General features: G+C 71.5%; 11 protein-coding genes and 1 pseudogene. 8 read left to right on the plus strand and 4 right to left on the minus strand.

Annotated elements, in window-relative coordinates; all coding sequences use genetic code 11:
- From ACFWTE_RS12565 to ACFWTE_RS12600, 8 genes and pseudogenes are all read left to right on the plus strand, one after another.
- Nucleotides 1–868, plus strand: a pseudogene (locus ACFWTE_RS12565) (hypothetical protein); the annotation flags it as partial.
- Nucleotides 869–2338 carry an SCO6880 family protein gene (locus ACFWTE_RS12570; RefSeq protein WP_378779464.1) on the plus strand — a complete coding sequence of 490 codons (1470 nt, stop codon included), beginning with the start codon at nucleotides 869–871 and terminating at the stop codon, nucleotides 2336–2338.
- A 12-nt stretch (nucleotides 2339–2350) separates the two neighbouring features.
- The gene (locus tag ACFWTE_RS12575; RefSeq protein WP_378779465.1) at nucleotides 2351–3904 is read left to right on the plus strand and encodes a hypothetical protein; all 1554 of its coding nucleotides are present in this window, start codon (nucleotides 2351–2353) and stop codon (nucleotides 3902–3904) included.
- 8 nt (nucleotides 3905–3912) lie between these two features.
- On the plus strand, nucleotides 3913–5727 hold the full coding sequence (locus ACFWTE_RS12580; protein WP_378779466.1) for a type IV secretory system conjugative DNA transfer family protein: 1815 nt from the start codon (nucleotides 3913–3915) through the stop codon (nucleotides 5725–5727).
- A gap of 56 nt (nucleotides 5728–5783) precedes the next feature.
- The gene (locus tag ACFWTE_RS12585; RefSeq protein WP_378779467.1) at nucleotides 5784–6464 is read left to right on the plus strand and encodes a hypothetical protein; all 681 of its coding nucleotides are present in this window, start codon (nucleotides 5784–5786) and stop codon (nucleotides 6462–6464) included.
- Nucleotides 6465–6532: 68 nt separating this feature from the next.
- On the plus strand, nucleotides 6533–7906 hold the full coding sequence (locus ACFWTE_RS12590; RefSeq protein WP_378779468.1) for a hypothetical protein: 1374 nt from the start codon (nucleotides 6533–6535) through the stop codon (nucleotides 7904–7906).
- A gap of 22 nt (nucleotides 7907–7928) precedes the next feature.
- The gene (locus tag ACFWTE_RS12595; protein WP_378779469.1) at nucleotides 7929–9545 is read left to right on the plus strand and encodes a hypothetical protein; all 1617 of its coding nucleotides are present in this window, start codon (nucleotides 7929–7931) and stop codon (nucleotides 9543–9545) included.
- Nucleotides 9546–9634: 89 nt separating this feature from the next.
- Nucleotides 9635–10129 (plus strand): DUF4913 domain-containing protein, encoded by a 495-nt coding sequence (locus tag ACFWTE_RS12600; protein WP_378779470.1) that lies wholly within the window; start codon nucleotides 9635–9637, stop codon nucleotides 10127–10129.
- A 101-nt stretch (nucleotides 10130–10230) separates the two neighbouring features.
- Here ACFWTE_RS12600 and ACFWTE_RS12605 read toward each other — a convergent pair whose 3' ends face one another.
- The 4 genes from ACFWTE_RS12605 to ACFWTE_RS12620 are packed head-to-tail and all read right to left on the minus strand — an operon-like array spanning nucleotide 10231 to nucleotide 12546.
- Nucleotides 10231–10656: a hypothetical protein gene (locus ACFWTE_RS12605; RefSeq protein WP_378779472.1), complete on the minus strand. Its 426-nt coding sequence runs from the start codon at nucleotides 10654–10656 to the stop codon at nucleotides 10231–10233.
- A 9-nt stretch (nucleotides 10657–10665) separates the two neighbouring features.
- Complete coding sequence (locus ACFWTE_RS12610) at nucleotides 10666–11499, minus strand: hypothetical protein (RefSeq protein ID WP_378779473.1); 834 nt, start codon at nucleotides 11497–11499, stop codon at nucleotides 10666–10668.
- 27 nt (nucleotides 11500–11526) lie between these two features.
- Nucleotides 11527–11949 carry a hypothetical protein gene (locus ACFWTE_RS12615; protein WP_378779474.1) on the minus strand — a complete coding sequence of 141 codons (423 nt, stop codon included), beginning with the start codon at nucleotides 11947–11949 and terminating at the stop codon, nucleotides 11527–11529.
- Nucleotides 11950–11991: 42 nt separating this feature from the next.
- Nucleotides 11992–12546: a hypothetical protein gene (locus tag ACFWTE_RS12620; protein WP_378779475.1), complete on the minus strand. Its 555-nt coding sequence runs from the start codon at nucleotides 12544–12546 to the stop codon at nucleotides 11992–11994.
- Between the last annotated feature and the right edge of the window lie 208 nt (nucleotides 12547–12754).

Here is a 12754-nt window from a genome sequence, read left to right on the forward strand (position 1 = left end):
CTACCTGTCCGGCCTCGTCCTCATCGCGACCACCGACACCGATGACGAGGGCGGCCTGTCCAGGTACCTCCTCGGGGCGGCGGTCATGCTCATGGCCACCGGTGCGCTTCCCGTCCTGATGAAGCTCATGAGCTCGGGCAGCGTCTGGATGGTGGCCCTCGCAGCGGGTGGAGTCAGCTCCCTCGGTGGAGGAGGCGGCGGGGGCGGGGGCGGTGGTGGCGGCGGGAGCGGCAGTGGTGCCGACGCGTCCCCCTCGTCCGCGTCCGGCCCCTCGCCCGCGAGCACCGCCTCGTCCGCCAACGGCGGCGCCCAGGCCGCCGCGGCCGGGGCCAACGAGCGCGCCGCCGGAGTGGCGCGCAACCTCGACGAGGGCGGCGGAGGGCAGCCCGCCGGGGACGGGGCCTCGGTGGTGGCGGCGAGTGCGGCGGGCACGGGCGCCGTCGACACCGGCACCATGGGCACCCAGGGCGGGCCCAACGCCGGTGCGGGCGGCCTCATGGGCGGCGCGGACGGGTCGACGAGCGTCGACGGTGCGATGGGCGGCGGCCCGGAGGGCGGCGCGCAGGACGGCGCGGCGACGGCCGCCGCGGGCGCGACGGAATCGGTCAGCTCGACGACCGTCAGCGGTTCGGAGCAGGGGTACAGCCAGACGGTGGCGTCGGGCGCGGGTGGCGACGGCGGCTCCGATCCCGGGGCCGTCGGAGACGCACCCGCGGGGGCGGGAGCGGCCGACGCCGGAGCCCTCTCGGGCGGTGCCCCGGGCGCCGGGTACCCGGACGCCGGGTACTCGGGCGGCGCCGGAGCGGTGTCGCCGGAAGGCGCGTCCGGAGCGCAGTTCGCCGACGGAGCCGACGGAAGGATGGTCTAAGTGGTCCGCACGTACGGAGGGTGGCGCCGCCGCCGCAGCATCGGGCTGTTCGGCCTCGGCCTCACCGCGACCCTGATCCTCCTCGGAGGCCTGGTCGTCCTGATGCTGGCGGGCATGTTCGCGCCCGGTCTCGCCCTCTACCTCCTGCCGGTCATGGCGGTGGCCTTCGTGTTCGCCGCGGTACCGGTCCAGGGGGAGTCCCTGCTGAGCTTCCTGCTCACCCGCCTGCGGTGGTGGTGGGCCAAGATGCTCGGGCACACCCGCTACCGCGCGGGCGTCATGGTGGAGCACCCGCGGGCCTTCCAGCTGCCCGGCATCCTCGCCCCCGTCACCCTGCTCTCCTGCGAGGACGGCAAGGGCGGACGGTTCGGCCTCGCCTGGAACCGGCGGCTGGGGCACATGACCGCGACGGTCCTGGTGTCGTCCAACTCGGTGTGGCTCGCGGAACCGGCCGACGTCGACACCTGGGTGGCGAGCTGGCACCAGTGGCTGGCCTCCCTCGGCTACATGCCGTGGGTCCAGTGGGTCACTGTCACCGTCGAGTCGCGCCCCGACCCCGGGAGCGCGCTGCGGACCAACGTCGAGGCGGACATCGACCCGCAGTCCCCCGAGGCCGCCCGCAAGATCATGCGCGACCTCGTCCTCAACGCCCCCACGGTGAGCGCCCAGGTCGAGACCCGGATCAGCATCACCTACGACCCCCGCAAGTTCCCGGTGGCCCCCAAGGACCGCATGCAGGCGGCCGTGGAGATCAGCGGCTACCTCAACCAGATCGAGACGAGCCTCGCCACCACGGGGGTGTCCGTGCTGGGGCGCGCGACGCCCGAACAGCTCGTCGCCATGGTGCGCACCGCCTACGACCCGACCGCGCTCAACGACCTCAGCTCCCTGCTGCACTCGACGCCCGAGGACATCGGGACGCTCGACTGGACGGACGCGACACCCGTCGAGGCCGAGGCGCACCACGACCGCTACACCCACGACAGCGGCACCAGCGTCTCCTGGATCTGGCAGGAGGCGCCCAGGACCCACGTCACGAGCACGGTGCTCGCCGAACTCCTCTCCCCGACCCGCTGGGCCAAGCGGACCACGCTGCTGTTCCGCCCCTGGCCCGCGGCCGCGGCGGCGCGCGCGCTGGAGTCCCAGAACTCGGCGGCCCAGTACAAGAGCGAGCTGTCCTGGCGGGTCCGCCACAGGGTCAGCGCGAGGGACAGCCAGGACCTCGCCTACGCACGGCAGGCGGCCCAGGAGGAGACACGGGGAGCCGGCCTGGTGCAGGTGAGCCTGTACACGACGGCCACCGTCGACGACGAGCAGAGGCTCAAACAGGCCGTCGCGCACACGGAGTCGGCGGCGGAGACCTCCCGGATCCGGTTGCGCCGGGCCTGGGGCAGCCAGGACGTCGCCTTCGCCACGACCCTGCCCCTCGGCGTGTGCCCGCCGTTCCTCGTCCAGCGCGGTATGGGTTAGAAGGGGGCACCGATGGCGATCGTGGACCGGCAGAGCCGGCGGGAGGAGCGCCGCCAACAACGGGCGGAGCGCCAGCGCCTCAAGCAGAGGCAGGAGCAGAAGGAGAGGGCGGAGAGGCCGGACCGGTCGGCGGAGAGGGACAGGGAGGTCATCGCCCCCCTGCTCGGCTGGCGGCACCGCGGGGGCGGGGCCTCTCCGAACATCCCCAACGCGGTCGAGTACCAGGCCACCACCGCCCAGGCGTGCGGTCTGTTCCCGTTCGTCACCAGCAGCAAGCCGCCGTCGATCGGCACGCCGATCGGACGCGACCTGCTGTCGGGAGAGGTCGTGTGCCTGGACCCGATGGCGTGGCTGCGCGCGGGACTGATCACCAACCCCGGGTGCTTCGTACTGGGACAGCCGGGAACGGGCAAGTCCACGTTCGTCAAGCGGCTCGTCACCGGGGCGGTGGCCTTCGGCTCGCAGGCCATCATCCTCGGCGACACCAAGCCCGACTACACCGACCTGATCGGCCACCTCGGCGGGCAGGTGGTGCGGATCGGGCGCGGTCTCGACCGGATCAACCCCCTTGACGCGGGCCCCCTGGGCGGTGTCATGAAACGGCTCACCGAGGTGGAGCGGGAGAAGCTGCGCTGGGAGGTGCGCTCCCGCCGCATCTCCCTGCTGATGGCCCTGTGCACGCTGGTCCGCGAGGACCGGATCGCCAACGCCGAGGAGGTCGTCCTCGGCGCCGCGGTCGACCTCCTGGACGAGCGGCTGGCCGGGACGCGCCAGCCCAACGTCATCGACGTCCTCAAGGTCGTCGAGGAGGGCCCCGAGTCGCTGCGGTCGTTCGCCCGCGCCGACACCAGGGACCAGTACGACAAGCGCGTGGACGACCTCGTCTTCACCCTCCGACTGCTGTGCACCGGCTCCCTGGCCGGGGTCTTCGACGGCGAGACCACGAGCCCGCTCGACATGGAGGCGCCGGGCATCAGCGTCGACATCTCCCGTGTGGGTGCCGCCGGCGACAAGCTGCTGACCGCGGCGATGCTGTGCACGTGGAGCTACGGCTTCGGGATGGTCGACGCCGCGTCCGTACTCGCCGAGCACGGCCTCATCCGGCGCCGGTCCTACATCGGGGTGATGGACGAGCTGTGGCGGGCCCTGCGCGGGGCCCCCGGCCTGGTGGAGTTCGCCGACTCCCTCACCCGGCTCAACCGTTCCAAGGGCATGGCGTCCGTCATGGTGACGCACTCCCTCGGCGACCTGGAGGCGCTGGCAACCGAGGAGGACCGGGCCAAGGCCCGCGGCTTCGTGGACCGCTCCGCGATCACCGTTCTCGCCGGACTGCCACCGCGCGAACTGGCCTCGGTCAACAGGATCACGCCGATGACCGGTCCCGAACAGGGGCTGGTGGCGTCGTGGTCCTCTCCGGACTCCTGGCAGCCGGGCGCGCGCCACCCGGGACGCGGCAAGTACCTGATCAAGACGGGAGCCGAGCGGCTCGGCATCCCGGTGCAGATGACACTCACCCGTGACGAACTCACCCTGTACGACACCGACCAGGCCATCCGGAGGGAGTGAGGACGCCCATGTCACGTGAACGCCCGAAATACCAGGTCAAGGGCGGGGCCGCTGCGGCGGGGGCGCCACCCCTGCTGGTGTTGCTCGCCCTGTGGGGCACGGTGGGACTGTTCTTCCTCTTCTGGCTGGCGGCGCGGATCGTCGCCTCCCTGACCGGGGGGACCGTCGGTGGATTCGACATGACGTGGGTCGTCTCCCTGGTGGTCGGGGACACCGGGACGGTCTGGCCGGGTACGCCGACCCTCCCCGTCGTCCTGCTGTTCAGCGTCTTCGCCGCACTGTCGGCGGCGCTCCTCTGGTGGATCCTCCACCGGGTCCGAAACGCCCTGTACGGGCAGCCGGACGCGATCAGCACACTGAACAAGGACAACGAGACGATCGCCGAGTTGGCCCGGCCCGAGGCCGCAGACAAGGCGGTGCGGCTGCGCAGGAAATCGCTGGCCGGACGCAGGGGCAGAGGGCTCAAGGACGCCGACGTCGGCCTGACCATCGGCGACATGCGCGGCGACGGGAACCGGACGGGCTCCCGGCTGTTCGCGTCATGGGAGGACACCGTCCTCGCCTTCATGGCGCCCCGCGCGGGCAAGACCACCGCGATGGCCATCCCCTACGTCCTGGACGCGCCCGGGCCGGCGCTGGCCACGAGCAACAAGGCCGACGTGTGGTCGGCCACCGCGCGGATCCGCGAGCACACGACCGGCGAGCGCGTGTGGCTGTTCGACCCCCAGCAAGTGACCCACCAGGGCCAGGAGTTCTGGTGGAACCCGCTCACCGACGTCCGCGGCGTCGAGGAGGCCTACCGCCTCGCCGGGCACTTCGTCCTCACCATCGACGACGACTCGAAGAAGGACATGTGGGGCCCCGCGGCCCGCGCGCTGCTCTCCCAGCTCATCCTCGCCGCGGCGCTCGCGGGCAGGTCGCTGTCCGCGGTCGGGGAGTGGCTGCACGACACCAAGCTCCCACAACCGGTGGACATCCTCTTCGAGCACGGCTTCACCGCCTACGCCGAGGCCCTGCGCGAGACCCAGAACATCGTCGCGGAGACCCGCGACGGCATCTACACCACGGCCCGCACAGCCGCGCGCTGCCTCGACGACCCCCAGATCATGGAATGGGTGACCCCTCCGGGCGTCCGCCCGCTCCCCGAGTTCGAGCCGCGGTCGTTCGTGACCAGCAAGCAGACGCTCCACCTGCTCAGCAAGTCCCGCGCCGCCTCCGCGCCGCTCATCGCGGCCCTGACCGACGCGATCTTCCTGGCGGGGGAGGAGGCGTCCGAGGCGCAGGGCGGGCGGCTCGACCCGCCCCTGGTGGCAGTCCTGGACGAGGCCGCGAACATCTGCAAGATCGCCGACCTCCCCGACATGTACTCCCATCTGGGGTCCCGTGGAATCGTCCCGGTCACCATCCTCCAGAGCTACCGGCAGGGCGTGCGCGTCTGGACCGAGAACGGGATGGAGGCGATGTGGTCCGCGGCCACGGTGAAGGTGTTCGGCGCCGGGCTGGACGACCACAAGATCGTGGACGCCCTGTCCAAGCTGATCGGCCAGCACGACGTCTCCACCACGTCGTTCAGCTACGGCGAGGGCAAGGGCAACCACTCCGTGCAGCTCCGCAGGCAGGAGATCATGCAGGGCTCCGACATCCGCCAGATCAGCAAGGGCGAGTGCCTGCTCTTCGCCACGGCCGCCCAGCCCACGATCCTGCGCATGCGCCCCTGGTACAGGACGGACAAGGCCAGACTGGTCACCGCGGCGATCAAGGACGCAGAGGAGCAGATCACCGCCGGGGCCCGCGCGAGCTATGGCGCCTCCCGGGGCGCGTGAACGGGCGTCGACGACCGACGAGCCCCACCTGAACGGCGAGGCCCAGGAGAAGGACCATGGCGGACACCAGTCGTAGGACGAGAGTGCTGAACACGCTGCTACCGCACTCCCTCACCCCCCTCCAGAAGGACATCGCCCACCGGTTGGACGAGATCAGCGCCCATCGGGAGAGGGCGCGTCGCAGATGCGCCGAGGTGTGCGCCTCCGCCGTGCGGTACCAGGGCGACACGGGGAGGAACGGCAAGGCGGTCGCGGGTGCCGCCAGGAACCTGAGCAACCAGGTGATCGCGGAGGTGGAGAAGGCGCACACCCTCTTCTCACTGGATCTCTCCAGGAACCGGAACAGGATCACCGACCTCGAACTCGCGTGGAGGACCGGTCGGCGGGGCGCCGCGGCCGACCTCCACGCCGTCCTCCGAACGGACAGGGCCGAGGGGGAGAAGGCACTCACCGGGTTTCTCACCCTCCTCAGCCAGAAGGAGGGGCTCGTGAAACCGGCGCCGGCCACCGACCGGAGCACGGTGGACCCCCCCGCCGCCCGCGCGGCCGACGTCCCGGGAACGCCTGCCGCGCCCGCCCCCGCGCCCGCCCCCGCGCCGCGCCCCCGCACCGCGTTGCACGACGGGCCCGGCCGGGCATCTCCGGGAACCGCCGGCAGGGCCACCATCCGGCCCGCGACCCGGCGGAATCCGCGGGTTCCGGGCCGGCCCCGACGAGGGAGCGGGCCGAGTGCCTGAGCGCACGCCTTCCGCCGCGCGGACCAGAACCAGCGACCCAGCAGCCCCGACCGGCAAGGAGCGGGACCATGGCCTCCCAGACAGCTACCGCTGAACCCCCGCCCCCTCCACGGGTGGGAAACGAGTCCGCCGCCAAGCAGCCCACCGCCCACGATCGGCGGAACATGGCGGTCGAGTCGCCGGACACGCCCCAGAGCGTGAGCGGGGCGGGCGACGCGGCGTCGGAGACCCAGGCCGCGCTCTCCTCCATCACGAGGTTCGCCGCGTGGGTCCTCGACTACCTCGTGCGGATCTTCCAGGCGCTCCTCCAAGTGGTCCTGCGACCGACGAGGGCGGCGCTCCGTCTGGCGGCGAGGCTCACCGCCCGCTTCGTCCGGTGGCGCATCCGGACGGGCCTCATCCCCACCCGAACGCGGATCAGGTCACGCCTGCGGCAGGCCAGGCGTGCCCGGGCCGGAGCGGACGCACGTCTGAGGGAGGCCATCGTCCGCGCCGACGCGTATGTGGCGAGTGCGCGGTCACGCGGCGATGGCATGGTGCGGTCGGCGGGGCAGACGGGTCTGCTGATGGTCCACCGAGCGATGTCCCAGGCCAAGGCGGACGTGGCGGCCGCCCAGGGGAGGCGGAGCGCACGGATCGCGAACGCCCGGCAGCGGGCGGACCGTCTGGTGGCGCAGGCGCGGCGAACCGGTGAGGTGAACATCCGCAGGGCCACGTGGGAACGCGACAAGCTGGCCAGGGACGCCGCGGGCAAGGGTCCCACCGCTGTCAGGGATGCGCGGTCACAGGGAGACGCCCTCGTCCGGAGGGCCGAGGACCAGCACAACCGAAGGGTGCAGCGCGCCAGGGACCGGGGCAACCAGGCGGTCGCCGCCGCTGTGGGCAGCGGGGACGCGGACGTGCGGGCGACACGCCAGGCAGGCGCGGTGCGGGTCGTCGACGCGGCACGGCAGAGCGCCGTTCTGGTGCGGACAGCCGAACAGCAGCGGGACGGCCTGGTACGAGCAGCCGTCGACCGCAGGGATCGCGCCGTTGACGCCGCGAAGTCGGCGCACACCGCCTACACCTCCGGAATCGACGCCCGCGTGCAGGCACTCCAGAGCGTCGCCAAGGACAGGAAGGTGCCGAAGGCGGACGCGAAGCAGATCCTGCGTTGGGACGGGGCGAAGGCGTCCGGTCAGCGGAAGCAGTTCGAGAAGGAGATGAGGGCTGCCGACCCCGAGAGCCCGAACCTGCGGAGCACCAGGGTGAAACCGGCACAGGGGACCCGCGTGGGACGCCTCACTCCGTCCGCCGGGACGCAGAACTCCGGGGCCGCCCTGCGCGCCCGCAACCTCAGGGGGGTCGGACGAGGGCAGGCCCGTCCCACCGCGGCGGCACGCGCGCCCCACCACCTCCAGAGAGGGCACGCGGCCGGGCGGAACGGCGGGGCGACCCCGTGACCGGACCCGACAGGAGGGGCGTATGAGCCCGAACCGGCCGAAGGGCCAGATCAGCGGCAAGAAGGCCGACGAGCTGCGCCGCAACCGCGCGCGGCTCGCCGAACTCCTCAAGCCCTCGGGCCCGGAGTCCGGTGGTGGCGGTGACGCGGACATCCGCGAGGCCCTGTTCCTCGCCGCCATCAGCTCCTCCGTCGGCCCCGGCGGGATCAGCAACTCGGGGGCCCTCGCCAGGGGCTCCCTGTACCACTCCCTGAGGAAGCGGAGCAGGCAGAGCAGGGGGGAGCAGTTCTTCGCGGAGGGGCACGTCGGGTACTCGCCCGAGGTCGCGATGGGCGGCCTCGGCCTCATCCGGCAGGCCGACGCGCGCCTGGTCGCCGACGTCCTGGGCATCGACGTCCAGCGGGTCCGCGAGGTGCAGCGGAACACGGCGTTCCAGGACGTGGACGTGGTGCTGCGCGCCGACTACCACACCGGGCGGATCGAGCAGGCCGCGCGCGTCAGCGTGCAGAGCCAGCAACCGGACCCGGACACCCCCCCGGAACACCTGTGGCGGCGCGGGCTCGACGAGACCCTGGACACGGGCCGTATGAACCCCCGCGAGCTCGCGCTGCACTGGCTGAGCGCCGCCAACTCCAACGAGCCCGGGGCACGGGAGGCCCAGGAGAGGTTCTTCGGCGAGCTGACGAAGAAGCACAAGCAGCTCGCGGAGGCCATGAAACGTCACATGCTGCGGGACCCCGACTACACGGGCAGTGCCGCGTCCTCCCGGATCGACGCCAACTCCCTCATGGCGGGCGCGTCACCGCAGGCCGACGGGCGCCCGCTGGAGACCATGGAGCAGTACTGGGCGAAGGCGATCCCCTGGTTCAAGGACAACCGGGCCGACCTGAACAAGCTCCGCGACGACGCCGAGTCGCTGTCCGCGGCCGTCCTGAACGGCAGGGTCCCGGGTACCGTCCTGGCCGACGTGCGCGCCAACGCGGCCGCCAACAAGAACCTCCCCGGATTCGGCGAGGACCACGACAGGAACCTGGAGAAGGCGCGGGCGCGCGCGTCCGGGGGCGCGGCGGATGCCTTCCCGCCGGGGGACGCCCTGCTCGACACCTTCGACCAGGCCCGCGGCTTTCCGTCGAACAGCCTGCCCGACCGTGCCGGGTCCATCGCGGCGGGCAACGCGGTCAAGGCTGACCTGCGCGCGCACGACGCCGCCAGGGCCCTGGGGCCGAACCTGGTCCTGGGCGACTCCCGGCTCCCCGTGACCAGCGCCCAGCTGGGCCGGGCGCAGGACACCAACGGGCGCGCCGTCCTGCGCCCCGACGAGGTGCGCGCCCTCGGGGCGCAGGCCGGGGAGGGCGCCGCCCGGGGCCACGGCTCCGGGGCACGAGGACCCGGGGCCCGCGCGGCCGAGCAGAGCGAGCGGCGGCAAAAGCGCGATCGCGTCGCCCGGACCCGCGCGCAGGCCGCGCTGTACAGGCGGGGTGAGGCTGCCCGGGCCGCGGCCCGCGACGCGCCGCAGGGACTCCCCGTGGAACGTGACCAGCAGAAGCGCGCCGCCGGGCGGTTGGCGGCTGTGCACGAGGGGCAGCGCAGGCGCCACTCCGTCACCACCACGCACACACGGACCGCCCGTGCGAGGTGACCGGCGGAGCGGCCCGGCCGCTCCCCACGACCCCGAACGGTCCCACGGGCCCGACACGACCACGAACGCGAAGAGGGACGACGCCGACCATGAGTACCGAACCCGACGACCACGCAGCCGACCTCCGGGAGGAGGAGCCCCGGGAGAACACGCCCGTCGGCTGGAGCCTCACCACCGAGGCCCCTGACGTCACCTCGGCCGTCGCCGGGGTCGACGGCGGCGAGGAGGACGACGGCGAACCGGCGCCGGAACCGGTGTTCAAGAACGTCGAGGAGTTCGTGCGGCTGCGCTTCCTCCCGGTCTACGTGCGACCCGAGGGCGGCCAGTTCCGCTGGTGCAAGGAGTGGTGGCGGCATGCCGAGGCGGTGTCGCGCTTCCAGTCGCTGTGGCACGCCTGGGAGGTCCTGCGGTGGGAGGCGGGCACCGGGATGGCGGTCTGGTACCGGGACCACCTCGACTTCCAGATGAGCATCATCCTCGGCGACAGCGGGCCGTTCCGCGAGTGCACCTCGCGGCGGCACCAGGACCCGCGCCCGCTTCCGGCCGACCCCTCTCCCGAGGGATGGTTCGAGGACGAGTGGTGACCGCCGCCCGAACGTGGTGACGGAGCACGGAGGGGACCCGACCACGGGACCGGCGGGTCCCTCCGCGGAGTCTGCGGGGCACGGCCCCAGCCGTGGCCCCGTCAGAGAACCATGGAGATACCGAGGATCGGGCTGACCACCATCAGCACCGCGCCGATCACCACGAACACGGCATCCGCCACCCGCGCGAAGGACCTCAACCGCTCTTTGCGTGGAAGCTCCCCCCAGACGGCTTCGGCCGCGCGTTCGGCCTCGGCACGGTTGGAGGAGAATTCTGCGTCGATGCGCTTGCGCTCCTCGGCGGCGACCGCCTCCCCTCCCCGGTCCGGGCGCCGCTCCTCCCACGCGTCCAACAGGGCGTCCACGCGTTCCAGCCCGGCCAGTTCCGTACGGGCCCACCCGTGCTCCGCGGCGAGGGCGGTGTTCATGCGCGGTGCGTCGAGCTGGTGCTCCATGACTCTGCGCAGGGACGTCGAGAAGACGAACGCCCCGGCGAAGAAGCAGAGAACGAGAACCATCGTTGTCACCCAACCTGTCTAGGAACCCGTGGCCCGGCCGGGCGAGGGGGGCTGTGGGCGGTTGCCGGGCGCGGGCGCGGTACGGGGCGCGGGAGCCTGGCCCGACCTGTTCTGAAGCGCGGTGGAGATGCCCCGCCCGGGACCGAGTTCGGCCAGGAAGAGGGGAGGCAGGGCGCTCGTGCTGTCGGGATTCGCGAAACCGTGCTCCGTCCTGGCCTTGGCGACCTTGCCGGGGCGGATCTCCAGGCCTTCCCGCAGGGCGTCCTCGACGAAGGAATTGAGGTGGTTCCCCTCCTTGACGAGCCTTTCGAGCGTGGCCAGTTCCACGCCGGAGAGGGGGTTGCCCGGTTTCACCTCGTACTGTTCCACCACGAGCCCGGAGGCGGCTTTCTTCCGCAGTTCCCGGGTGGCCTCGGTGGTGTCGTCCCCCGCGGCGGCCAGCGCGGCGCGCTCGCCGATGGCTGTAGCGATCAGCCCGCTATCGGCGTCGGCTGCGGTCCCCTTGTCGGTGAGGAGGAAACCGATGGTGAGGGCCCCCGATTTCTCCATGAGATCGGCCAGGGGGAGGAATTCGTCCCGCTTGCGTGACGTCTCGTTCGCGTGGAGGTTGGCGCTGTTGACATTGATGGCCTGGTTGTCGAGGATCTCGACCCGCTTGTCGCGCTGGATCTCGGGTTCCCGCTGCAGGTCATCGATTTCTGCCAGCTTCTTCGTCTTCTCCGTCGCGCTCATCCTGGCCTTGAGGTGGTTGCCCCTCTGTTTGACCCGCGCACTCTTGATGGCGTCTCTGATCTGTGTCGAGATTCCCCACATGAGACCGCTGAAAGCGACCGTGAGGATGGAGGCGACCAAAATGGGTACCATGCGTGTTCCTCGCTGCTACCAGTTGAATACGGCGGACAGGGCGATCAGGAGCACCAGGGCGGGCCATATCAGCATGCCGGCCTGGAAGCCGGGCCGCGAGGGGGCCGGGCGGTCCCTGACGAGCGCGGCCCGGGCCCTGGCCTCCCCGAGCCGGGGGTCCCGTTCCCGCGGGGCGGTCGGCCGGTCTCCGGGCGCCCTCCCGGGAACGGGTCCGTCGCCGGGGGGCCCGCCGTCCCCGGTGAAGAGGCGGTGGAACCTCTCCCGGAGGAGGGACCGGTACTCCAGCAGAGCCCTCCGGTCGTCGGATGAATCCGGCTCCGGCTGAGCGCGGTCGGACAGGTACACCCCGGCCGCGGTCAGGAAGAGGTGGATCAGGCCTTGGGCGATCAGGATGAGAACCGCGACACCGGCGATGGCCAGCACCCGCTCATCGATCATGGGAAGAACCTTTTCTTCGGAATTGCGGTGGTCACGACATTCCTAGAGGGAGGGGCCTGAGCTCCTGTTCGGGGGGCGGTTTCTTCGTTCGCTGCGCACCACGACCAAGCCGGACGGGTGGGCCCTCGTCTGCCCGGCCGACGGTGTCGCGGCGCCTTCCGGGATGCTCGCGGATTCCTTGTCGCCGTCCACCCCCAGGGCCTTCAAAACCAGTCGCGAGTCCTTGAGTAGTCCGTCATACCTTTTCGAGGTCCCGTCGAGGAAGGTGGCGAGGCTCTTGGCCCTGTCGCCGTGGACCCCCATCTGGCGGGTCTCCTCCTGGGTCGCCCGCAGGCCGTCCCTGAGGTCGGCGCTCCGGATGTCGAGCGCGTTCAGTTCCTCCCTGGACGCGATGTTCAGTTCGCCGATTTTCTCCTTCGTCGACGGGAAGTTCTGATTCTCCTCGCCCGGAAGCGGTCCGCTCTGGAGCAGTCGATCGCTCTTCGTGTTGTTGATGTTCAGGCGCGACCGAATGGAATAGCTGAGCGTGAGCCCCATTCCTGCGATGACCCCGTAGGACCAGATCATGAGTTGCAGAAATATCGGGAGGAGGCTCATAAAAGATCCGGTGGGCACGAAAGGATCTCCGCTCTTTATCCTTGGTCTGGGCTTCTGTGGCTCATGGGGTCCAAGCGTATGGTTTCCCAGGCGGGCTCGTTGTGTGACTTGCATCACAATCAGATGAATTCAGAAATTCCGTGGCTGGGCGGTCGGCGGCGGGTTCGGTAGGTGTCGTCCTGAGTGCGGAACATCGGCGGGGGAGGGG

This window comes from Nocardiopsis sp. NPDC058631 (assembly GCF_042716955.1).
In the GTDB taxonomy this organism is placed as follows: Bacteria; Actinomycetota; Actinomycetes; order Streptosporangiales; family Streptosporangiaceae; genus Nocardiopsis.